Annotated in this window: 21 protein-coding genes; 14 read left to right on the top strand and 7 right to left on the bottom strand. The window is 40.4% G+C overall.

Annotated features, from left to right (window positions below):
• The first annotated feature begins 98 nt into the window (after positions 1-98).
• Positions 99-719 (top strand): PsbP-related protein, encoded by a 621-nt coding sequence (locus ESA94_RS14700; RefSeq protein ID WP_129131684.1) that lies wholly within the window; start codon positions 99-101, stop codon positions 717-719.
• A 79-nt stretch (positions 720-798) separates the two neighbouring features.
• Here ESA94_RS14700 and ESA94_RS14695 read toward each other — a convergent pair whose 3' ends face one another.
• On the bottom strand, positions 799-2,313 hold the full coding sequence (locus tag ESA94_RS14695; protein ID WP_129131683.1) for a peptide MFS transporter: 1,515 nt from the start codon (positions 2,311-2,313) through the stop codon (positions 799-801).
• Between the two features lie 145 nt (positions 2,314-2,458).
• Between ESA94_RS14695 and purD the strand changes: the two genes are divergently transcribed.
• The 8 genes from purD (at position 2,459) to ESA94_RS14655 (ending at position 11,093) form a co-directional block, all read left to right on the top strand.
• Positions 2,459-3,763 carry a phosphoribosylamine--glycine ligase gene (gene purD, locus ESA94_RS14690; RefSeq protein WP_129131682.1) on the top strand — a complete coding sequence of 435 codons (1,305 nt, stop codon included), beginning with the start codon at positions 2,459-2,461 and terminating at the stop codon, positions 3,761-3,763.
• Between the two features lie 194 nt (positions 3,764-3,957).
• A complete protein-coding gene (locus ESA94_RS14685) occupies positions 3,958-4,986 on the top strand; it encodes a rod shape-determining protein (RefSeq protein WP_129131681.1) in 1,029 nt (342 codons plus the stop codon).
• A 44-nt stretch (positions 4,987-5,030) separates the two neighbouring features.
• Positions 5,031-5,879 carry a rod shape-determining protein MreC gene (gene mreC / locus ESA94_RS14680; protein ID WP_129131680.1) on the top strand — a complete coding sequence of 283 codons (849 nt, stop codon included), beginning with the start codon at positions 5,031-5,033 and terminating at the stop codon, positions 5,877-5,879.
• The gene (locus ESA94_RS14675) at positions 5,876-6,406 is read left to right on the top strand and encodes a rod shape-determining protein MreD (RefSeq protein ID WP_129131679.1); all 531 of its coding nucleotides are present in this window, start codon (positions 5,876-5,878) and stop codon (positions 6,404-6,406) included. The genes mreC and ESA94_RS14675 overlap by 4 nt, the downstream gene beginning before the upstream one ends.
• A 32-nt stretch (positions 6,407-6,438) precedes the next feature.
• Positions 6,439-8,529, top strand: a complete 2,091-nt coding sequence (gene mrdA, locus ESA94_RS14670) for a penicillin-binding protein 2 (protein ID WP_129131678.1) — start codon at positions 6,439-6,441, stop codon at positions 8,527-8,529.
• A complete protein-coding gene (rodA, locus tag ESA94_RS14665) occupies positions 8,529-9,872 on the top strand; it encodes a rod shape-determining protein RodA (RefSeq protein WP_129131677.1) in 1,344 nt (447 codons plus the stop codon). Before mrdA ends, rodA begins: the two co-directional genes overlap by 1 nt.
• A gap of 49 nt (positions 9,873-9,921) precedes the next feature.
• Positions 9,922-10,215, top strand: coding sequence for a hypothetical protein (locus tag ESA94_RS14660; RefSeq protein WP_129131676.1), 294 nt, complete (start codon positions 9,922-9,924; stop codon positions 10,213-10,215).
• 134 nt (positions 10,216-10,349) lie between these two features.
• Positions 10,350-11,093, top strand: coding sequence for an MBL fold metallo-hydrolase (locus tag ESA94_RS14655; protein ID WP_129131675.1), 744 nt, complete (start codon positions 10,350-10,352; stop codon positions 11,091-11,093).
• Positions 11,094-11,322: 229 nt separating this feature from the next.
• On the opposite strand, the gene ESA94_RS14650 is transcribed toward ESA94_RS14655, so the two are convergent.
• From ESA94_RS14650 to ESA94_RS14640, 3 genes are read right to left on the bottom strand one after another with little or no spacing between them, the layout of a single operon-like run.
• On the bottom strand, positions 11,323-11,748 hold the full coding sequence (locus tag ESA94_RS14650) for a hypothetical protein (RefSeq protein WP_129131674.1): 426 nt from the start codon (positions 11,746-11,748) through the stop codon (positions 11,323-11,325).
• A 20-nt stretch (positions 11,749-11,768) separates the two neighbouring features.
• The gene (locus ESA94_RS14645) at positions 11,769-12,512 is read right to left on the bottom strand and encodes a hypothetical protein (RefSeq protein WP_129131673.1); all 744 of its coding nucleotides are present in this window, start codon (positions 12,510-12,512) and stop codon (positions 11,769-11,771) included.
• Positions 12,513-12,547: 35 nt separating this feature from the next.
• On the bottom strand, positions 12,548-13,096 hold the full coding sequence (locus tag ESA94_RS14640; protein WP_129131672.1) for an RNA polymerase sigma factor: 549 nt from the start codon (positions 13,094-13,096) through the stop codon (positions 12,548-12,550).
• Positions 13,097-13,421: 325 nt separating this feature from the next.
• On the opposite strand from ESA94_RS14640, the gene ESA94_RS14635 reads away from it, so the two are divergent.
• Positions 13,422-14,423, top strand: a complete 1,002-nt coding sequence (locus ESA94_RS14635) for a glycosyltransferase family 61 protein (protein ID WP_164972753.1) — start codon at positions 13,422-13,424, stop codon at positions 14,421-14,423.
• A 16-nt stretch (positions 14,424-14,439) separates the two neighbouring features.
• Here ESA94_RS14635 and ESA94_RS21605 read toward each other — a convergent pair whose 3' ends face one another.
• Positions 14,440-14,610 (bottom strand): hypothetical protein, encoded by a 171-nt coding sequence (locus ESA94_RS21605; RefSeq protein ID WP_205755988.1) that lies wholly within the window; start codon positions 14,608-14,610, stop codon positions 14,440-14,442.
• A gap of 120 nt (positions 14,611-14,730) precedes the next feature.
• Positions 14,731-15,720 carry a helix-turn-helix transcriptional regulator gene (locus ESA94_RS14625; RefSeq protein ID WP_129131670.1) on the bottom strand — a complete coding sequence of 330 codons (990 nt, stop codon included), beginning with the start codon at positions 15,718-15,720 and terminating at the stop codon, positions 14,731-14,733.
• A gap of 81 nt (positions 15,721-15,801) precedes the next feature.
• On the opposite strand from ESA94_RS14625, the gene ESA94_RS14620 reads away from it, so the two are divergent.
• Positions 15,802-16,596 (top strand): cupin domain-containing protein, encoded by a 795-nt coding sequence (locus ESA94_RS14620; RefSeq protein WP_129131669.1) that lies wholly within the window; start codon positions 15,802-15,804, stop codon positions 16,594-16,596.
• A gap of 165 nt (positions 16,597-16,761) precedes the next feature.
• Positions 16,762-17,016, top strand: coding sequence for a hypothetical protein (locus ESA94_RS14615; protein ID WP_129131668.1), 255 nt, complete (start codon positions 16,762-16,764; stop codon positions 17,014-17,016).
• A 121-nt stretch (positions 17,017-17,137) separates the two neighbouring features.
• Here ESA94_RS14615 and ESA94_RS14610 read toward each other — a convergent pair whose 3' ends face one another.
• Positions 17,138-17,896, bottom strand: a complete 759-nt coding sequence (locus tag ESA94_RS14610; RefSeq protein ID WP_129131667.1) for a phosphatidylinositol-specific phospholipase C/glycerophosphodiester phosphodiesterase family protein — start codon at positions 17,894-17,896, stop codon at positions 17,138-17,140.
• Between the two features lie 361 nt (positions 17,897-18,257).
• Here ESA94_RS14610 and ESA94_RS14605 point away from each other — a divergent pair, with 361 nt between their 5' ends.
• Complete coding sequence (locus ESA94_RS14605; RefSeq protein ID WP_129131666.1) at positions 18,258-19,133, top strand: inositol oxygenase family protein; 876 nt, start codon at positions 18,258-18,260, stop codon at positions 19,131-19,133.
• Positions 19,134-19,189: 56 nt separating this feature from the next.
• Entirely contained in the window at positions 19,190-22,171 is a 2,982-nt protein-coding gene (locus ESA94_RS14600) for a SusC/RagA family TonB-linked outer membrane protein (RefSeq protein ID WP_129131665.1), read from the top strand.

Genomic DNA, 22,171 nt, shown 5'->3' with positions numbered 1-22,171 from the left:
GGATTGCATCCGTGTGAGACGGTATTTTATGTGCCGGCGACCCTTTTATTATGAGAAAGCAAAACAAGTTTGTACTTTTAGATTCATAACTCTGAGTAATGAAAAAAATAGTTGTAGCCCTCACTTTCCTGTTAACCGGTTTGGCTGCCTGGGCACAGCCCGCCCGTATACCCGTTAACGATCTTAATACAAATACCAACACAAAGCCGAACAACACAACACCAAAAACAGAAAACAACAACAATACAACTACGGGCAGCGGCGAGTTAAAAAAGTACAGCGATCCCAACGGCCGGTTTACAATCGGTTATCCAACCGACTGGACGTTTGATAACACATCGCAGGGAGCTATTGTAAAAATCACTTCACCTTCAGAAGGCAGCAGCGATCAGTATAAACAAAGTTTGAACCTGCAGATCGAAGAGCTGAAAAGCGCAATGACGATTGAAGAGTATGTGAAAGTGAATGTGGATGCAGTGAAAGATTTGATGAAGGGTTATAAAGAAGTGTCGTCTATGTATTTTAACCGCAATGGCGCACGAGCTTACCAAATCGTTTATAAAGGTAAATATGGTGATATGGCATTCGATATTCAGGTGAAACAACTGTTTATTGTTGCAAGCAGCAAAGCTTATATTCTTACTTACATCAGCAAAGAAGGAGAGCGTGATGCATTTGAAACAACAGCGAATAAAATTTTCAATTCGTTCAAATTATAACGAGGTGTTTTTATTATAAATCAAGAGGGCGGTTGCATTGCAACCGCCCTCTTTTTATTTTTTCAGATGAACCGGATATTTATTTTGTTTCGGTATGCATCATGGTTTGAAGTTTTTTGGTAAGCAGGAATAAAATGAGAGAGGCTACGCCTGCCATGGCAACAAACAACATAAAGAAGTCGTAGAGGCTGTTCATTTGATAGCCTAAGAACTGGGTTGTTTTTCCGTTTTCAGGATATAGCGCACTGAGTACACCTGCCAGTTTGTTGGCAAATGCATTGCCTAAAAACCATACAGCCATTAATAATGAAGCATATTTAAACGGCGCCAGTTTATTTGCAAGTGATAAGCCAATTGGAGATAAGCAAAGTTCGCCCCAGGTGTGCAATACGTACATACCTGTTAACCAAATCATACTCACTTTTATACCTGCGCCAACATTTTTTACCCCAAATGCAATCCAGAGGTAACCGACCGCAAGCAGCAATAAACCGATAGCCATTTTGGTAGGAGCTGATGGATCTTTTTTACCAAGCTTTAACCAGAGCCATGCAAAAACCGGCGCAAAGGATACCACAAATACAGAATTAAGCGATTGAAACCAGCTTGAAGGGACTACAAAAAAGCCAAGGTCTCTTTGTGTTTGTTCTTCAGCAAAAAAAGTAAGTGAGGCGCCGGCTTGTTCAAATGCACTCCAAAAAAAGATTACAAAGAACACTACGGCAAACAATACAATTACCCGGTGCTTTTCAAACTTAGTTAATGTTTTATCACTCATTACCATTGCAAAAATGAAAATGGCAGCACCTGCAAGTAAATAAGTTAAATAGCTTACAACTTTGGCATCAATGTATAACATGCCAATTGCAAGACTCGAAAATGCTGCCAATCCAAGGATCATTGCAATAGGCTTTGTCCAAACAGCAGGTGAATTCTCAGGCGTTAATCCTAATACTTTGTTGTCAGGCCCTGTCACATATTTTTTATGAAACAGTAATTGTACAACAACACTGATCAGCATGGCAATACCGCCGGCTAAAAATGCCCATTTAAAATCTGCAGGATCACCTGTGTCGCCAACCAAACCACAAACAAACGGTCCAATGGCCCCGCCCACATTAATACCCATGTAGAAAATAGTGTAAGCCGGATCAATACGTTGATCGTTTTTAGGATAAAGTTGCCCAACAAGTGAAGAGATATTGGGTTTAAAGAAACCATTACCTGCAATCATTAAACCAAGTCCGGAGAAGAAAAATAAGGTAGAAAGATCAGGCGAAGAAGCATAAGTTGAGCCGCAGAAAAACAAAATAAATTCGCCAATAGCCATTACCAAACCACCTGCAATAATGGAGCGTTGGTTACCCCAGTATCGGTCGGCAATATAACCACCAATCAACGGTGTTAAATAAACAAGACTGGTGTAGCTTCCATATAAATTAGAGGCAAAAACTTTGTCGAATAAGAGGGCTTTTGTCATAAAAAGAACCAATACGGCACGCATACCGTAGTAGTTAAAGCGTTCCCACATTTCAGTTCCAAATAATACCCAAAGGCCTTTGGGATGCCCCTTTTGTGTGCTTGTTTCCGTCATACAGATGGTTTAAATTAACATTAGTAAGTGCCGAAAATAAGCAAATAATGGAAACGGAAATTTGGGTAAAATACCGACGATTCAGGAATGGTTTTAGGAAGTTCCTTTGCGAAGGTTTAATTTCGGGCCGGAGAAAAAAATCGTAATGAACATCTTATTACTCGGATCGGGCGGTCGTGAACATGCGCTGTCCTGGAAATTAAAGCAAAGTCCTTTATGCGAAAAACTGTACATCGCTCCCGGTAATGCGGGAACAAGCGAATGCGGTGTAAATATTCCCCTGCGTATTGATGGCGATTTTGAAGCAATGGAACAGTTCTGCAGAGATCATGCTGTGCAATTGATCATTGTGGGACCTGAGGATCCGCTGGTAAAAGGCGTGTACGATTATTTTGAAGAAGCGCATGCAAAAAATCCTTTTGCCGAAGGTTGGGTGGGTGTAATCGGCCCATCGAAATATGCAGCACAGCTCGAAGGCAGTAAATCGTTTGCCAAAGCATTCATGGAGCGTCATAATATTCCTACTGCTTCTTACAAGGAGTTTACTGATGTTAATTTCGATGAAGGCCGTGAATACTTAATGAATCATGCCTTGCCTGTTGTACTCAAAGCCGATGGCCTGGCTGCAGGAAAAGGGGTGATCATCTGTAACAATCACCTCGAAGCGGTTGCGGAGTTCGATATGATGATTCACCAACACAAATTTGGCGATGCAGGTAAACGGGTGGTGATAGAACAATTTTTAAATGGTATTGAAATGAGCCTGTTTGTTCTTACTGATGGTAAAAACTATTGCATACTCCCCGAAGCAAAAGATTACAAACGCATTGGCGAAGGAGATACCGGACTTAACACCGGTGGTATGGGTGCTGTAAGCCCCGTTCCTTTTGCAGATGATGTATTTATGACGAAAGTGGAGGAGCGTATTGTAAAGCCAACCATTAACGGTTTCCATAGCGAAGGAATGGTATACAAAGGTTTCGTGTTTATTGGCTTAATTAAGGTAGATAACGAACCTTATGTAATTGAATATAACTGCCGCATGGGCGATCCGGAAACAGAAGTGGTTATTCCACGACTGCAAAACGACTTGGTAGAGCTGATGGTTGCAACTGCCAAGGCAGAGATTGATACCGTTACCATTGAGCAGGATCCACGTTTTGCAGTTACAGTTGTGGCTGTAAGCGGCGGTTACCCCGGCGACTATATTAAGGGCTACGAAATAACAGGTCTCGACCAGTCAAATACCGATTCGATCATTTTTCATGCAGGTACAAAAACCGAAAACGAAGCCGTTGTCAGCAATGGGGGAAGGGTACTTGCGGTTACAAGTTTTGGCAATAATGCAAGCGATGCAGTAGCAAAATCAAAAGGCTTGCTCGAGGGCATCCGTTTTATGAAAATGTATTACCGTAACGATATCGGTTACGAGTTTGCAGAAACTAACTGAAACGGATAAACGAAGATTTTTTTGTTCGCATTTTACGGGTATTTCAATTTTGCTGAAATGCCTGTAAACAAAGGGAAAAACGGGCTGTGGTTTTTTTTCTGAAAAAACACTTACGGGCACGGTTTTAGCGTTGTTATTCCAAATTTTTCTCTCAAATTTGCAATCACCGGAACAAATAATTTCCATTTAACAATATGGGCCTTTTTAATTTTTTTATTCAGGAAATAGCAATGGACCTGGGTACTGCTAATACCCTCATTATACATAACGATGAAATTGTAGTGAACGAGCCTTCAATTGTTGCACTGGATCGTAATAATCCCAAGAACGTGCTGGCAGTTGGTAAAAAGGCGTTGATGATGCATGAAAAAACCCATGAAAGCATCCGCACTGTTCGTCCGTTAAAAGATGGCGTAATTGCCGATTTCAATGCGGCCGAGCTCATGATCCGTGAACTCATCAAATTGGTTCTTACAAAAAAACCATTGTTCGCCCCTAAATGGCGAATGATGATCTGCATACCTTCCAGCATTACCGAAGTAGAAAAAAGAGCGGTAAGAGACAGTGCCGAACAGGCTGGCGCACAGGAAGTTTACCTCCTGCACGAACCAATGGCAGCTGCCTTGGGTATTGGTATTGATGTGGAAGAGCCTGTTGGTAACATGATCGTTGATATTGGTGGTGGAACTACCGGTATTACTGTTATTGCACTGGCAGGTATTGTGTGCGACCAAAGTATACGTATTGCAGGCGATGAGTTTACTGCAGATATTATGGAAGCGCTTCGTCGTTACCACAGCTTGTTGATTGGTGAACGTACAGCCGAACAGATTAAGATCCAGATTGGTGCAGCCATGAAGGAACTCGATAACCCACCGGATGATATTCCTGTAAACGGTCGTGACCTTGTAACAGGTATTCCCAAACAAATTATGGTAAGCTATCAGGAAATTGCGGAAGCACTCGATAAGAGCATTTTCAAAATTGAAGAAGCGATTCTGAAAGCACTTGAAATGACTCCTCCCGAACTGGCTGCCGATATTTACCGCAGAGGTATTTATATTACCGGCGGCGGTGCCCTGCTTCGTGGCCTGGATAAGCGTCTCAACCAAAAAATTAAATTACCTGTTCATATTGCCGACGATCCGTTGAAGAGCGTGGTAAGAGGTACTGGTATTGCATTGAAAAATTACAATCGCTATCCGTTTGTAATGCGCAACTGATAAGGGCTTACGCAAACAACGGAACAAATTAAATCCACCTTATTGTGCGGAATCTTTTTGCTTTTATCAGGCGTTTTTCCGTTTTAATGTTCTTTCTGCTTTTACAGGCAGTAAGCTTTGCTTTGTTGTTCCGGTACAACAAATTTCACCAGGCAGCGTACATGGATACTGCCGGCGAAATAACCGGGGCTATGGAAGTACAGTACAGCAAAGTAGACGGGTACTTTCACCTGAAAAAAGAAAACCAGGATCTGCGTCGCAGGTTAAACGAATTACAGAATAAGCTTTCTGAAAATTTTCAAAGTCCCGATACAACACAACGCATTGTTTCTGATTCGATACCGGTTGATACAACAGGTACATTGCGTAAGTATTTGTATATGGATGCAGCAGTGGTGAACAATTCGGTTACACAGCCCAATAATTATTTTACTGTACACAGAGGAAGTAAGCAAGGGGTGGAACCGGGCATGGTGGTAATATCATCCAATGGTGTGGCAGGTGTAGTAATGGATGTGAGTGAAAACTTTGCCACTGTTATGAGCATGCTCAACAAGCAAAGCCGCATCAGTGCACGACTGAAGAAGACAGGCGAAAGCGGACGTATTGAATGGGATGGCGTAAATGCAAGACGAGTGCAATTAAGAGATATACCGAAGAGTGTAAAACTCAAGGTGGGCGATACCGTATTAACCAGCCAGTACTCTGATTTTCCTGCAGGCATTATGATTGGTCGGATACAAAAAATTATTCTCGAACAGAGTACAAATAACTATTTGTTACAGGTTGAGCCATCAAACGATTTCAGTCGTTTGCAGAATGTATTTGTAGTTGCCAATTTGCAACGTGCCGAACAACTGGAACTTGAAAAACGTGTGAAGCAGAAAAAATGAGCAATCTCTTACGAAATATTATCCGGTTGATTTTGTTTGTGCTGTTGCAGGTGTTTGTCCTCAACAAAGTACCACCATTGCATCAATACATCATCCCTTATATTTATTTCCTTTTCATTTTGTGGCTTCCATTCAGCATCAGCCGAAGTGGATTGCTGTTGCTTTCGTTCGTTACAGGTATTTGTGTTGATTTCTTTACCAAAACACCGGGTCTGCATGCAGCGGCATGTGTCCTTCTCGGTTATATCCGTCCTTTCCTTATTAATTTATTAATGCCGCAACAAGGAGTAGAGTTTAACTACAGAGAACCATCAGTAAGCAGTCTCGGGTTTTCGCAGTATGCAACTTATGTATCTGTGCTTACACTCTTTCATCATACATGGTTGTTCCTTATTCAATCGTTTCAATGGGGTAACATGTTGTATGTGTTGCTGAAAATAATCGGTTCAACTGTTGTAAGTCTTCTGTTAATCGTTATCATCGAGATTATTTTTATACGCAAACAGAAATTCTTAACCAATACCTGATCGTTCATCTTTGAAAAACCTCAGCAAAGGCCATGGCCGAATTTAATCAATCAAGACAAATCACCATCCGACTCATCATTGCAATTGTGTTTGCAATTATTCTTGTGCGGTTAATGACGTTGCAGTTGTTTACATCGAAGTATGCAAAGCTTGCAAACGACCAGGCCATCCTCCGTAAAATTGTTTATCCCAGTCGTGGTATTATTTTCGATCGTAAAGGCAAAGCCATTCTTGATAATGTTACTATGTACGATCTGATGGTTACACCATCTCAGCTAAAGGGTGTTGATACATTTTCGCTTTGCCGCATTCTTGAAATTGATACCGCCGAGTTTAAGCAACGGGTATTAACGGCCATCATCAAAAATTCAAGAAACAGACCTTCGGTATTTGAAGCATTACTTACGCCTGCCAAATATGCTAAAGTAAACGAAAACCTTTTCCGCTTTCAACCGGCGTTCTTCTTACAGGAACGACCGATACGCAGTTATCCGTTTAAAGCAGCAGCACACTTATTGGGTTATGTAGGTGAAGTAGATTCCGGCATGTTGAAACGCTCAAACTTTTTTTACCAGATGGGGGATTTTGCCGGACGAAGCGGTTTGGAAAGCTATTATGAAAAAGTGCTGATGGGACAACGGGGTATTCAATATATCCTTCGAGATAATTTTAACCGGCCAATTGGTCCGTATGAAAATGGCGAGTTTGATACAGCTTCAGTAGCAGGTCGTCATCTCAATACCTACATCGACATTGAAGTACAGCAACTGGCAGAAAAATTAATGCATGGTAAAGTTGGTAGTGTGGTTGCTATTGAACCAAAGACAGGTGGTATCATTGCAATGACATCGGGCCCAACTTATGATCCGAACGAATTAACAGGAACAGAATCACGAAAGAATTTCAGTCGCTTGTTTTTAGATGCGGCATCACCTTTATTAAACCGTGGTATGCAGGGTGTTTATCCTCCCGGCTCAACTTTTAAACCATTGGGTGCATTGGTTGCGTTAGATGAAGGGTTGATTACACCTGATTTTGGTTATGCCTGTTTCGGCCGTTATGGCCCATGTGGCCGACCTGCATGTACGCACAGTGGAGGCGGGCACGCAGCAAATCTTAGTTTATCCATTGCCAACTCCTGTAACTCGTATTATGCACATGTGTTACGTATGGCACTCGATAATAAAAAGTTCGGCAACATCGAAGGCGGTTTGATGAAGTGGAAAGAATACATGTCGGGCTTTGGATTAGGACACAGGCTGGGTATTGATCTGCCCGGCGAATATTCCGGTTATATTCCTGATACAGCCCGTTACAATAAAGTATTTCGTAAAGGAGGATGGAGCAGCTGTACCATCGCATCATTAGGTATTGGCCAGGGCGAAATACAGGCAACACCTTTGCAAATGGCAAATGCAATCTGCTTAATTGCAAACCGTGGATGGTATTACACGCCGCACTTTGTAAAAGATATTGAAGGTGAAACAAAAGAAGATACGATTCTGAATAAATACAGGCAGAAGATATCTCCTCTGCATATCCCCAACGATTATTACCAGGCCGTAATTGACGGAATGGAAATGGTGGTAACCAACGGTACAGCACGCAATGCCGCCATTGATGGTTATGCCGTTTGTGCAAAAACAGGTACAGTAGAAAACTATTTCAAGAATAAGAAACAACAGAACCACTCGTTCTTTGTGGCGTTTGCGCCAAAGGACGATCCGAAGATCGCTATTTGTGTAGTGGTTGAAAACGCAGGCTTTGGTTCAACATGGGCTGCACCAATTGCATCGTTACTCATGGAAAAATTCCTGAACGATTCCATTGCAGGCGACAGACGCAAAGCAGAAATTGAGCGCATCAGCAATGTTGTTATCACACCCGCAAGAATCAAGTACGAAATGCATAAGCGTGATTCGATCAGGCAGGCAAAAGATTCGCTGCAACGAAAACGTACACGTCTCGATACAACGGCAATCGGCTTTGTGCATCCATCAACAACATTGCCTGTAAAGCAGCCGGCAAGAGAAATGCCGCAACGCATCAACTGGTTTGCTATATTGCCGGCAGACAGGTTTAACGTCTATAATTACACTCAACCACAGCAACGAACAGCTTAATGGAAAAACAGGCAACAATAGGAAAAGGTGTTGATACGGTAACGGTACTGCTGTACTATGCATTGGTGCTGGTGGGGTTTATTGCTATTTTCTCCGTTGAGTTTCGCATGGGCGATTCGTTTGTACAATCGTTGCTCGAGCTGAAGAAAAACTATTCGAAGCAGGTGTTGTTCATCGGCATCAGTTCGCTTGTTGCGGTGTTTGTATTGTTAACCGACAGCAAATTTTTTACAGCTATTGCCAACCTGCTGTACATGGGTGGTATACTGTTGATGCTGCTTACGTTCGTGATTGGTAAAGATATCAGTGGTTCTAAGTCATGGATTGCACTCGGTGGTGGATTTAACCTGCAGCCTGCCGAACTGTGTAAAGTGTTTACAGCATTGGCGCTTGCGAAATATTTAAGCCGGCCGGAAACAGAGTTTAAAACCTTGCGATCGCATTTGATCGCATTTGCATTAACGCTTGGCCCTGCGGTACTTTCCATTGCACAGAAAGAAACAGGTTTGGCGTTGGTGTACTTCTCTTTCTTTTTAGTGATGTACAGAGAAGGATTGCCTGCAATTTATCTTATTGTCGGGTTCTCGTTTGTGGTGCTGTTTATCTCTTCAATTGTATTATCTTTTTTAGTTTACGCAATTGCACTGGCTATCATCGCATTCATTATCATATATTATTTCTGGCGGCAGTTTAAACGGAACCTGTTCTTACTGTTGGGTATAATTATTATCTATATCGCACTACTCGGTTTTCATTGGTTTGTAAACTATGTTGTGTTTGATAAAATATTAAAGCCTTACCAAACTGCACGTGTATTAAACATGTTTGGTAAAACATATATACCAAAAAGTCCGGAGCGAATTGCACAGTTTGAAAAAGAACAGGCAAGTGGTAAGAAAAAAGATTACACTTATAACGTAAAGCAATCGAAGATCGCCATTGGTTCTGGTGGCTTTGCCGGTAAAGGCTTTTTGAAAGGCGTAACCACTCAAGGCGATTTTGTACCGGAACAGCACACCGACTTTATCTTCACCGCCATTGCCGAAAGTTTTGGCTTTTGGGGCAGTGCTCTGCTGTTGGGCTTATACTTTTTTCTGCTTTACCGCATAACCGCAATTGCCGAACGGCAGCGAAGTACCTTTTCCCGTGTTTATGCGTACAGTGTAGCCTGTATTCTTCTTTTTCATATCATGATTAACATCAGCATGACAATTGGCCTGATGCCTGTAATTGGTATTACACTACCTTTACTGAGTTATGGAGGCTCATCGCTGGTAACATTCACCATTCTTATCTTCATTATGCTCCGTCTTGATGCAGACAGAAGTATGGTTCTCCGGTAAACAGCCACAGCTTCTTTTTCGTTGTTCCCGAATTGTGAATTTGTATTGTATGAAAAAGTATCTCTGTACATTTTATTTACCCGCTTCACTGGTCGACGATTTTTGGTCAACTATTCCCTCCCATCGTCAGTATATCAATGATTTAATGCGTGATGAAACAATCGTAACCTATGCTGTAAACGAAGTACGCAGTAAAGGCTGGGTAGTACTCAATGCCAAATCGGAAGAGGAAGCAAAAGAGATTGTTGAGCAGTTTCCTATTCGTCCTTTCATCAGCTACGAAATTGATGAGCTTTTTATTTTTGATTCCATGATCGGTGCGCCTAAGCTCGTCTTAAACTGATTTATTTTCCTGCCTGTATCTTTGCAGCGCTTTTACACTGCTGCAGTATTTATTCTGTTCTTATAAAGCGCAAACAACAGCGGTTCGGAATTACAATCCGGGTTGCAGCTGCAGCATAAAACTAAATATACATAATGAAGATAATTCCACTTTCCGAAGGCAGTTTTACAGTTGATGGCACCAAGAAGTTTGTTCCTTTCGATACAACAAAAGACAGTTTAAAAGACCGACCTGCAGGAAGTTTGCTGGTTGAAGTGCAGCCTTTTGTCGTGATTACTGAAAAAGATATTCTGCTTCTCGATACAGGGTTAGGTTTTACCATGCCCGATGGTACTTTGCAGATCCATCATAACCTGATGCAGGCAGGCATTAATCCAATGGAAGTAACAAAGGTATTAATGAGTCATTTGCACAGAGATCATGCAGGCGGCATCAGCAAAGAAGATGCTGTATTGAAACAACGCTTCCTTAGTTTTCCAAACGCAACTTATGTTGTAAATAAACAGGAACTTGAAATTGCGTTAAGCAAACTTTCAAAGTCGTATGCAATTGATGATGTAAGCATTCTTGGAGAAACAGATAAATTACAACTCATCGAAAGCGAAGGGGTGATTGATGATTACATTTATTATGAATGGACAGGTGGACATAGTCCGTGGCACCAGGTTTTCTGGATAAAAGAAAACAACGAAACCGTTTTCTTTGGTGGCGATGTTGCACCGCAGTTATTTCAAATGAAAACAAAGTTTGTAACCAAATATGATTTTGATGGAAAGCTTGCTGCAGACTTACGTGTAAAGTGGTGGGAGCAGGGGCGTAAAGAAAACTGGAAATTTCTTTTCTATCACGATTTAAAAACACCCATCTTTAATTTCTAGCGAAAGTAGTTATTGCATTCTTCAGCATAAAACAGAAAAGCATCGATCTGCATTGTAAAAAGATCGATGCTTTTTTTATTTACAAAAATCAAATAGTAATACGAAGCTGATGTTTGTATAACTAAACTAACAACAAAAAAATAGGCCAACCCTGAAAAGAGTCGGCCGTTGCTAACCTATGAAAAACACCTATTCGCAAATTTATAGCATAAGAAATAATTTTTCCAAATTATTTTGAGTTTCGACGTTGCAACACTGGCTTATTGGGGCGGTTTTTAAGCTGATTCAATAACACACCACGAAACTCTCTTTCTGCTTCAAAAAATTTATTCATTCTAGGCTGTCCTATAACACCAACAAAGCGTTCTTTATATCGCTTACGTACATCAACAAGCATTTGCTCATCATCAATTACATCACGCTTTGGGTTGTTGCGTTGTGTAAGCATCACTTGTCGTACATCACGTTTGTATTCGTTGTAAATAGGCCAAAAACGTTGTGCTTCATTTTCGGTAAGGTTTAACTTACGGCTGATGAAGGCAATTTCCAGTGCCCGTATTTTTTCCTGTTCTTTTGTATCGGGTTGGTCCTGGGCATACAGCATACTGCTTAGGCCAAACAGAACAATCATTGTAAGTGTAACTATCTTTTTCATAACGCTTTTCTTGTGGTGTTTTAATTTGTTTGCTTTGCTTCCAGTTCTTTCATAAATGCTTCCAGAAACTCTTCATCAATATAATCTGCTTCTTCGGGCAGTTGTGTTCCGTCAATTAATTGCTTAATCGATTCGGCGTCTTTCGTATCGGCAGTAAGTTGCAGGTAATCAATAATTGCCTGGTCGCTTACACTTGCAAGTTGTTTATTAAACTGTGCTTCTGTTTTAATTTTTGCAGCTATTACTTCTGCATCTGTACCTTTCCGCAGACTGTAATTAATGCCAAACGCAATCATGGTAAGTACAGCAGCAGCGGCCGCATAACGCATCCATTTTTGCATACCGGAAACAGCTACAACTTTGGCTTCGGGTTTCAGCTGAGCTGTAATTGTAGTTGCAACTGTATCAAAATAACCGGCCGGCACCTGGTAAACATTGGTTTTACTGATGCCCGCTAATACAGGCGACAATTCCTGTAACTCATCGGCTATCGCCATGCTGTTTCCTGCAGCCTTAACTTTTAAAAGAATGGTATTGGCCAACGAATCAAAATAACCAGCCGGAGTAGTTTGCGGCATTTCCTTGCCTGCTACCTGCAATAGCGAGTTTTCTTCGTTACCACCGGCGGCAATGCGGGCCATAATTACGGTACTGAGTGTTTCGAAGTACACTTCGGGCACCTGGTAAGGAACCACAGCATTGATCTGTGCTACCACCGGGCTTAATGCCTCCAACTCTTTCACTATGTCTGTACTACGTGTCATATTCGTTTATATAGATGTTTGAATGGGCTGATAGTTTAACGGTTCAGGATAAAATCCTCGATTTTTTTAACAGCATGATGATAGCTTGCTTTGAGCGCTCCCTCGCTGGTTTCCAGCACTCTGCTCATTTCTTCGTAAGGCATTTCATCGTAATACCGCAGGTTAAACACAGCCCGTTGCTTTTCGGGTAGTTGCTGTATAGCCAGTTGCAGTTTCCATTCAAGGCGGTTGGCATCAAAATGCTTGTCGGCTTTAATGGTATTGCTCAGGCCGGCCTCTGCTTCGTTCATCGATACGGCCGAACGTTTCTTCCGCTGCTCAAGAAATGTAAGACTTTCGTTGGTGGCAATGCGGTAGAGCCAGGTGTACAGCTGGGCATCTTCCCGAAAGTTTTCCAGGCCGTTCCACACTTTAATAAACATGTTCTGCAACACATCGTTGGCATCTTCATGCTCAACAACCATGCGGCGGATATGCCAGTAAAGCTTCTCCTGGTATTTTTTGATGATGCGGGTATAGGCCCTCTCTTTTGTAGAGGGGTCGTGGAATTGCAGCAATAATTCCTTATCGTCGGGTTGCGTCATGTTTGAATAGAGGTTTTCTGGTTTGGATTTTTCTACCGGTATAAAGGTAAAAAATCCGCAGGTTAGATAGAGAATATGAATAAAAGTTTAAAGCCGTAAGAAATTTTTCCGGTGATGTTTAGATTTCAAAAACACAGTTATGCAACTATTTGCACAGCTGTTAAATTGATTTTCAGATTTGCATGTAATCTGAAACGTTATTCGTCTTCGCTTCCTATTTTGGTTGCAGGTAGCTGAAAAACATTTATTTACTGTTTAACCTGTTAACTCATCTATGGCGGATTCTTTACCTATTATACATAGAGCCGAAGCTGTTTATCGGAAAATGCCAGTGAATTTTAAAACCGGCGATTTTGATTTTTGCAAAGACGAATTTTATTATCAAACCAATTATGTTACTGCAAGCAGTTATACCAATGTGCTGGTAAGCGATGCCGGTTTGGTTTACGATTCTTCGTTAAAAATTATACCTGTTTCCAAGGTTGATGCAAAACAGGCCAACAGGTTTAAGAATATCAAGCAGCTCGTTTTCCGGCCTAAAAAAAGAATGCCTGATGTTGCGTACGCTTTGTGTTTTGATGGACGGACAAGTAATCACTACCACTGGATCTGCGATTTTCTTCCAAGGTTATATGCTGCAAAACACATGTTTGGCACACATGTATTTCTGTTGCCCGATACTGCTTATGTGCGCACAACAGGTGTTGAAATGTTGAAGATGATGGGCTTATTGCCGCCTGCAATTGAATGGATACTGCCAAGAACAATGCATAAGATTAAAAATCTGTCAATTGTTGAACGCCCAGTGCAATCGGGCCGTATACACGATCCGTTAATGATGCAGTTGAAAAAGTTAGTGTACAAATCGTTTCCGGCGCACGAACAGACTGCAACAAAACGTATTTATATAAGCAGAGAAAATGCAACGCATCGCCGGTTACTGAACGAACACGAAGTACAAGCTGTTTTTTTCGATTATGGATTTGACATTCTGCGGTACGAAAAATTATCCATTAAAGAGCAAATACAACTTTCGCAATCGGCCTCTATCATTGCATCCATACATGGTGCCGGACTTACCAATGCATTTTTTATGCAACCAGGTGCAGCTGTTATGGAGTTTCGCAGAGATGGTATTTATCAAAACCAATGCTTCTGGCATTTAGCCGATGCGATGCAGCTCGATTATTATTACCAGTTTGGAAAACCTGATGCAGACAGGTTTATTGAAGGGCCCAACGGGTGCAACCTTACACTCTCCACTGCTGTGTTGGAAAAGAATTTAGATCTGTTTCTTTCACGACAACCAATACCTGTAGCTAATTAACCGGAACAGTTTTGTTTTAACGTAAACTTTTATCGGTTTCCACATCTCCTTCTTCGTCTTTTGTTTTATGAAAGTCGTTGTTGAGTTGTTGTTCAAACTCTTGTTCGTCTTTTTGATTTTTGCGAATGAGAAAAACAAGAAGAGCTATAACAGCAATGCCAACAATAATAAGTACCGGCCAGTTCATGTTGTTTTTATTTGACTAAAAGTTACGTTATACATTACTTTAAATCAATGATGCACAAAAACTTAATATTGGAAAGTAACCAAACAGAATTCTGACGACATCAAAAAAGAAAGCCGGTACTTAATCCTGCCACTTAATGCCCCCGGGATTATACCCAAACATCTTTTTAAAGGCATACGAAAAGCTGCTGAGGTTGTTGTAGCCAATATGAAAGGCAACATCCGTAACATTCATTCTTCTGTCGGTAAGCAATTGTTTGGCTTCCTGCATTCGTAAGCGGTGGATATCACCAAATACGGTTGTTTGAAAAAGATACTTGTATCCTTTCTTCAATTTGTATTCGTTCAGCCCAAAACGATAGGTGAGTGCTTTCAAACTTACTTCATCAAGATAACTGCTGCTGATATATTCTTTAACAGCGTGTAGTTTTTCTTTGTCGGCTGCAGACCATGTTGTTTCAACAGATCTTATTTGCGTTGCATGCACCTGCTCCATTTGCAATACAAACAACTCAAGCAATTTGCTTTCGATAAAAAGATAACGGGTAACACCGGTAAACGGGCATTGTCGTATCAACTGAATGACCTCTGCAATACGTTGCTGCCAGTAAAAGGCATTGGAGGCTGCAAGAAAGTTGGTTTTCTTTTGCAGGTGCTTACAAAAACCGGCAAGAGCTGCAACAGGCTCTTGCTCTGCAAGACTGGTTAAATACTCTTTGTGATAGGTAATGGTGCATGCATGAAACGTTGGCGAATGAATAATATGGGTGCCTGAAAAACTGGTATTGTATTGAATGTTGTGTTGCTGTTTACCAAAAAACAAAGGAGCTTTTACATTGTCGAACCTTGATTCAACATTGCCCTGTATTACAAAAACCGATTCGGTTGATTCCTTCGGTTCTGCATCAACCATACAAAATGGTTTGCCTGCTTCAATAAATAATTCTGTAAACAACATACCCGGTGTATTGATAGCATTGATGGTACCCGACGCCAATCCCTGTTCACTGAATTGTGCAGTAAAATGCTGGTAACGTTCACTACGGTGAAGGAACTCTTGTTGGGTTGAACCGAAGTATTGGTTCCACTGCGTTATATCAAGTTTATCCATTTTTCGAAAGTTTTAATCCGTTTATCTAAACAGGTTAGCAACTATTAAGCATCAATTTTGTTCCATCAAAACAAAAACAAAATGGAAAACAATGCTAACACGGCAGTATGTATTGATGTTAATGCAGCATCAACTGCTAAAAAACTAAAATGGAAAAACATCCTCTTACTTCTTTTTTACCCGGCAGGGGTTGTTCGCATGTGGCGAAGCAATGCAAAACGATGGGTAAAGCTCCTGTACACTATTGTTGCGCTACCTTTTTTTTTACTTGTTGCCGGTTATGTCAGCATCGTTTTATTTGCGGCTTTTCTGCCTCCGCTCGATCGTTCGGTTGGTAACAGAAGCGACCGAACCATTTATAACAAAGAAGGGAACTATTCCGCCACATTTGTAAAAACAGCAAAGGAAACAAACAATGCTTACGAGTTGGTGCAGGTTGAACTTGAACCACTCGGCGGTAACGATTGGCATTATCATACAAGCTTTGTAGAAGAGTTTACGGTTGCAGAAGGACAGGTTAAGATTGGTAATAATGGCGATGAAATTATTTTGAATAAAGGCGAAACAACATCGGCTGCTAAAAGCGATATGCACTATTTTAAAAATGCATTGGACAAAAGATCAATGTTGCTGGTAAAAGTTACACCGGCTGCAGGGTTAGAAAAAACATTACGTGTAGCATATGGACTGATTAATGATGGCTTGTTGAAGAATGACATGACGGAAAACCCCTGGCACATGTGCCTGTTACTTGCCTACAGTGAATCTTATTTAAAGGGAATGCCTGGATGGTTCCAGGAACCATTAATCGCAGCTTTGGCAAAGATTGCACAGTGGAAAGGAGAGGATAAGGAGTTGGAGAAGTATTGTATGTAGCATTGCTAAAGAAAATGAAATCACATTGTTGCGGTTAGGTTTATTTAGAGCAATTCGAAAATTCATTAATTAAATGATATTATCGTTTTTAGGGGCGCTATTAAAACTTAACATTAGCCTGTTGTATCCAACATTAATTTTGTATTAATTAATTGTTACCAATCTATGGCAGAAGAAAAGAAACAAAAGAAACAGGCCGGTAAAAAACTGGAAGCAACAATCAGAACGGCGTTAACTGCATTTGCAAAAGGTATAGATAGTAAAAAGCTTCATAAAAAAATTGAAAAGCACAGTGCAGATCTGGCTGAACTTATTCTGAAGCTGAAACAGCCTGCAAAAAAACAAAAGAGCAAAAAAGAAAAAATAAAAAAAACAGCGAAGCCGGCTAAAAAAGTAATTCCGGCTATTAAAAAGAAATAAATTTCAACGAGCAACTTACAATTACAAAGCGGGAATAATGTATTGTTTAGTACATCGTTCCCGTTTGTTTTTGTTACAGGATATTTTTTATCACTTCGTTTAGAATAGCAGTTGCGCCTGATTATTTCGGAAAGTTTTTACAAAATGCTGCCAACGCTTCAACCTTATCTGTATTAATAAAATCAACACCCAGTTTTATAAATTCTTTCCATGCAAGTTCTGTGTCAGGGCATCCCCAAAAACGGAATGGCTTATTCAGTCGTTTTGCTTCTGCAATCACTTTACTCAATTTGTTTTCATCATCTGCAGCCAATGATTGTTTTCCATCCCACTTTGAAAAGGAACTAAAACCAATGCTAATCAAGGAAACTTTTTTTAAAGCGGCTTCGCTGTAATGAATGCCGGGTCTTCCATCAAAAAAAATGTAATCAGGATAATTGGTATAATCTTCTTCTTTAGGCCGGTTGCCGCTTATTGTAAGGATGATACGCTTATTTGCAGTGATGGATGAGTAGTCTTTTAACAAGCTGATCAATACATTCAATGTTGCGTAAGCTTCTGTCTTAATATCGATCAGTAGTTGCAGCTTCTTATCAGCGTTATTATAAATGTTTCCTTTAGTTGCTGCAAGCGCATCAGCAATCGGTTGCAGGTATAACTTACTCAATGTTCTGTTGGCTTTAATATCTTCCGGATTGTGTGCCACAAACAATTCGCCATCTTTTAAAAATATATCAGCCTCTATTGATTCAAATTGATGTTGATAGGCTGTAAAGAATGGGTTTGCCTGTTCGTAATCGTTATGCGAATGTTTAAAAGGTTGTTGTGCACTCAACAGAAGTGCTGTGCAAAAAAATACTGTTGTTAAGAATAGCCTCATAGTGTTCTAAATTAAGAAAAGAATACAAGCTGATCTTTGCAATCGCTTGCATTGATCAGCATCTGTTACTTCATCATTTTTACCGAAAACGATTTCGTAAATAAAAGGTTCGTGGCTGTTTTATTTGTGGTTGAAAATTATCACTTTAGTAAGTAAGGTACACCAACGATTGCTTAAGAACATGCTTGCTGAACAATGTTCGAATCTCTTTTCTACATCTCTACAAATTGTCTTCTGCAATTTGTTGTGTTCCTGCATTCTTTTCCTTGTTAACACGGCGGTAATAAAATGATAATAGTTACTTATTACTATTGATGATTGCTGCAACGCCGGGTTACCTACTTTAGTAAACCAGAATGTTATGCATACAAACAACTTTGAAGCTGTCCCACTTAAAAACCTCGACGAATGGGAAGAAGATCTTCTGCGTCGTTATCCCGATCCTGATTCGATCGCTACTGCAAAAACAACAGAGGAGTACAGGAACTACGATAATCCTGAAAGAGATACCGTAAAGGAGTTCTACCGGTTGAATCACCAGTACCAGACTTACGATTTCGTTATGAAAAAAAGAGAGGAGTTTCTTTCTTTTTCAAAAAGAGAAATGCCTGTGTGGGAAGCATTTAATTTTTTAAATGAATTAGTGGATGATTCTGATCCTGATACTGATCTTGACCAGTTTCAACATTTGTTACAAACATCCGAAGCAATCCGCAGAGATGGTCATCCAGATTGGATGGTGCTGGTGGGCTTAATGCATGATATGGGAAAAGTACTTTGCTTGTTTGGCGAACCACAATGGGCTGTTGTTGGCGATACATTCCCCGTTGGTTGTGCTTATTCCGATAAAATTGTTTATCCCGAATTTTTTAAACTCAATCCCGATTTTAACAACGAAACATACAGCTCTAAATATGGCGTGTATAGTGAAGGGTGCGGTTTAAGAAATGTACACATGTCGTGGGGGCATGATGAGTATGTATATCAAATGATGAAGAATAATCTGCCTGAATCAGGATTGTATATGCTCCGCTATCATTCATTTTATGCATGGCATCGTGAAGGTGCTTATGAGCATTTATTAGACGACCACGACAGGGAAATGCTGAAGTGGGTACAATTGTTTAATCCGTATGATCTCTATTCAAAAAATCCTGAACCTCCTGATTGGAAAAAACTAAAGCCTTACTATGAAGAGCTGGTTGCAAAATATCTGCCGGCTACACTCAGGTTTTAACCTGCAAACAAAGCGCTCATTAACTATTGTATAACTCAAATTCAAAACCAATTGCTATGCGAAGATTTAACCAACGATCATTGTTCTTTGGTGCGTTGCCCGTATTCCTCATCTTTTTCTTTTCTATGTTGTCAATTGTTGTGCAGGCACAGCAAAGACAAATTGCAGGAACAGTAAAAGATGCAAAAGGTGCTGCGGTCACTTCAGTATCTGTTGTTATTAAAGGAGGCAATGCTTCAACAATAACCGCCGAAGATGGATCATTCAAAATTTCTGCGAAAACAGGCGATGTACTTGTGCTCAGTGCCGTTTCGTTTGAAACTGCGGAAGTAAAAATAACAGCATCTTCTTCTTATGATGTGGTACTTACATCATCCTCTGTTGCATTAACAGATGTGGTGGTAGTGGGTTACGGTACGCAAAGAAAGAAAGATGTTACAGGTGCAGTAAAATCATTAAAAGCTGAATCATTTAACAAAGGTATCATCACATCTCCACAACAACTTTTGCAAGGAAAGGTTTCAGGCGTGAATGTTACTTCTGTAAGTGGTGAGCCAGGTGTTCAACAAGGCATCACCATTCGTGGACCGGGAGGTGTGCGTACCAGTAACACGCCTTTGTTTGTGGTGGATGGAATTCCACTTGATAATAACTTAACCGGTCGTGGCGATCCATTGAATTTTTTGAACCCACAGGATATTGAATCAATGGATGTATTGAAAGATGCATCAGCCACTGCAATTTATGGTTCAAGAGGTGCAAACGGTGTTGTGATTATTACTACTAAGAAGGGTAAGGCAGGTGCATCTCAATTAAGTTTTTCATCGAGCCTGGGTATTTCTAAAATTGCAAGAAAGCTGCCGGTATTTACTGCTGCAGAATTCCGCAGCGAAGTTCCAAAAACGGGTGCAACAATTGATGACAAAGGTGCTTCTACCGATTGGCAGGATGAAATTTTCAGAACAGGTATAACACAGGATTATAATTTATCATTAAGCGGTGGAGCTGAAAAGCTGACTTACTTTGGTTCATTCGGAATGCAAAAGCAAGAAGGTATCATTAAAAAAAATAACCTAAACAGGTATTCCGGCAGATTCAATGCATCACAAAAATTCTGGAACGACAGATTGGTAATAGATGTAAACCTTGCAGTTAACCAAACAAAAAATGACCGGCCTTTCTTTTCTGCTATACTCGGCCAGGCCATCAGCAACAATCCAACTTATCCTGCACGTGATGCAAACGGAAATCCTGTATTTGTAGCTGGTGTAAACAACCCGTTATTCTCAATCGACGGTGAAGGCGAAATGAGTACCATCAATCGTGTCATCGGAAGTATTTCTCCTTCCTTAACGATCGTAAAAGGATTAGTTTATAAACTCAATTTCGGTATCGATAATTCAAATGGTACAAACGATATTCAATCAAAGCCAAGTGTAACGCCTTTCCGTGAAGGCAGATTGGAAACATTTTACAATTACAACCGCAACAGGTTGATTGAAAATTATCTTACTTATAACTGGGTGAAGAATCCGCACAATGTATCTGCATTAGCAGGTCATTCCTACCAACGAATTTTCTTACAGGGAAGAAATTATAGTATCAACAGGTTTACTGCAGGTGGGGTAGAGCCACAATACAATCCCGGAACAGGTCAGCTATTGGATCTTGCAACGAATCGCCCCGGCGGTTTTGCTGTTATTAATGAATTGCAATCTTTCTTTGGAAGATTAACCTATCAATATAACAGCAAGTATCTGGCAACAGTTAATTTTCGTGCAGATGGATCTACAAAATTCGGAGAGAATAATAAGTATGGATACTTCCCATCGTTTTCTTTAGGATGGAAAATAACTGAAGAAGACTTCATGCGGAATTCAATTTTCTCAAATTTGAAATTGAGAGCAGGTTGGGGTATAACAGGTAACCAGGAATTACCTGAGAAGCAAACTCAACCGTTGTTTACATCTTCCACTGCCGGTAATCAAAGCTATCCTTTGTATCCATCGGGAACTTATCCTGCAGGTACTATTTATGTAAGACTTGCCAATCCCAATCTTCAATGGGAAACATCAACACAAATTGATGTTGGTTTGGATTTTAGTTTGAGGAACGCAGGTTTATCAGGCACCATCGATTATTTCAGAAAAGTAACCAATAACATTTTGCTGGCAGTGCCACCTGCCGATCCGATTGTACCGGCAAGTACAGTATGGACAAACGTTGAAGATATGAACATCATCAACCAGGGTGTTGAATTAGAATTGGACTACAGACACAGCGGAAAAAACGTTAGCTATAATGTTGGTGGTAATGTTACGTTCATAAAAAACAAAGTTGAAAACTCGCCTTACACAGTTATTACTACGGGTTTAGCTGCAGGAGCCGGTTTAACCTCATCACCACTGAATGGTTATATTAATGGAGAACCCATTGGTACGTTCTATTTGAACAGATGGGATGGAATAGGAGCTAACGGCCAAAGTGTTTATTTCGATAAAGATAAAAACGGAAGCACTTATACAGATAATGACCGCATTGCAGCAGGTACCGCATTGCCGAATATTATTTATAGCTTTTATGGTGGTGTAAACGTTAAAGGGTTTGATTTTAATTTCAATATGAATGGCGTATCAGGAAATAAAGTTTATGATCTCACTGCTAATTCAACTTTCACCAAGGTAAATCTTTCGAGAAGTGGGAATGTTACGGCTGAAGCTGTTGCTGCAGCGAATGAATCATCCAGCAATGCTGCACCAATTAGTACACGTTATCTTAAGAATGGTGCTTTCCTGCGGATGAATAACATGTCACTTGGTTACAACGTCAATACGTCAAAACTTGGTGTAAGTAAATGGGTATCTAATCTGCGTGTATATGTAACAGGTCAAAACCTGTTTGTGATAACAGATTACAATGGTTATGATCCGGAAGTAAATACTGACAGAAATTCCGGAGGTGTTATTTCCTATGGTATTGATTATTTAAGTTACCCAAAAGCTAAGTCATTCATTTTTGGATTGAATCTTTCATTTTAA

The organism is Lacibacter luteus (genome assembly GCF_004118265.1).
In the GTDB taxonomy this organism is placed as follows: domain Bacteria; phylum Bacteroidota; class Bacteroidia; order Chitinophagales; family Chitinophagaceae; genus Lacibacter; species Lacibacter luteus.
The sequence above is the reverse complement of the archived record's forward strand: the minus strand, read 5'-3'. Positions and strand labels throughout refer to the sequence as shown.

Coding starts and splice junctions, on each gene's coding strand:
- ESA94_RS14605 (WP_129131666.1), top strand. CDS start 18,258: ATGCATACAAACAACTTTGAAGCTGTCCCACTTAAAAACCTCGACGAA.
- rodA (WP_129131677.1), top strand. CDS start 8,529: ATGGAAAAACAGGCAACAATAGGAAAAGGTGTTGATACGGTAACGGTA.
- ESA94_RS14645 (WP_129131673.1), bottom strand. CDS start 12,512: ATGACACGTAGTACAGACATAGTGAAAGAGTTGGAGGCATTAAGCCCG.
- ESA94_RS14700 (WP_129131684.1), top strand. CDS start 99: ATGAAAAAAATAGTTGTAGCCCTCACTTTCCTGTTAACCGGTTTGGCT.
- ESA94_RS14600 (WP_129131665.1), top strand. CDS start 19,190: ATGCGAAGATTTAACCAACGATCATTGTTCTTTGGTGCGTTGCCCGTA.
- ESA94_RS14615 (WP_129131668.1), top strand. CDS start 16,762: ATGGCAGAAGAAAAGAAACAAAAGAAACAGGCCGGTAAAAAACTGGAA.
- ESA94_RS14675 (WP_129131679.1), top strand. CDS start 5,876: ATGAGCAATCTCTTACGAAATATTATCCGGTTGATTTTGTTTGTGCTG.
- ESA94_RS14650 (WP_129131674.1), bottom strand. CDS start 11,748: ATGAAAAAGATAGTTACACTTACAATGATTGTTCTGTTTGGCCTAAGC.
- ESA94_RS14620 (WP_129131669.1), top strand. CDS start 15,802: ATGGAAAACAATGCTAACACGGCAGTATGTATTGATGTTAATGCAGCA.
- ESA94_RS14625 (WP_129131670.1), bottom strand. CDS start 15,720: ATGGATAAACTTGATATAACGCAGTGGAACCAATACTTCGGTTCAACC.
- purD (WP_129131682.1), top strand. CDS start 2,459: ATGAACATCTTATTACTCGGATCGGGCGGTCGTGAACATGCGCTGTCC.
- ESA94_RS14660 (WP_129131676.1), top strand. CDS start 9,922: ATGAAAAAGTATCTCTGTACATTTTATTTACCCGCTTCACTGGTCGAC.
- ESA94_RS21605 (WP_205755988.1), bottom strand. CDS start 14,610: ATGAACTGGCCGGTACTTATTATTGTTGGCATTGCTGTTATAGCTCTT.
- ESA94_RS14635 (WP_164972753.1), top strand. CDS start 13,422: ATGCCAGTGAATTTTAAAACCGGCGATTTTGATTTTTGCAAAGACGAA.
- ESA94_RS14655 (WP_129131675.1), top strand. CDS start 10,350: ATGAAGATAATTCCACTTTCCGAAGGCAGTTTTACAGTTGATGGCACC.
- mrdA (WP_129131678.1), top strand. CDS start 6,439: ATGGCCGAATTTAATCAATCAAGACAAATCACCATCCGACTCATCATT.
- ESA94_RS14695 (WP_129131683.1), bottom strand. CDS start 2,313: ATGACGGAAACAAGCACACAAAAGGGGCATCCCAAAGGCCTTTGGGTA.
- ESA94_RS14610 (WP_129131667.1), bottom strand. CDS start 17,896: ATGAGGCTATTCTTAACAACAGTATTTTTTTGCACAGCACTTCTGTTG.
- ESA94_RS14685 (WP_129131681.1), top strand. CDS start 3,958: ATGGGCCTTTTTAATTTTTTTATTCAGGAAATAGCAATGGACCTGGGT.
- ESA94_RS14640 (WP_129131672.1), bottom strand. CDS start 13,096: ATGACGCAACCCGACGATAAGGAATTATTGCTGCAATTCCACGACCCC.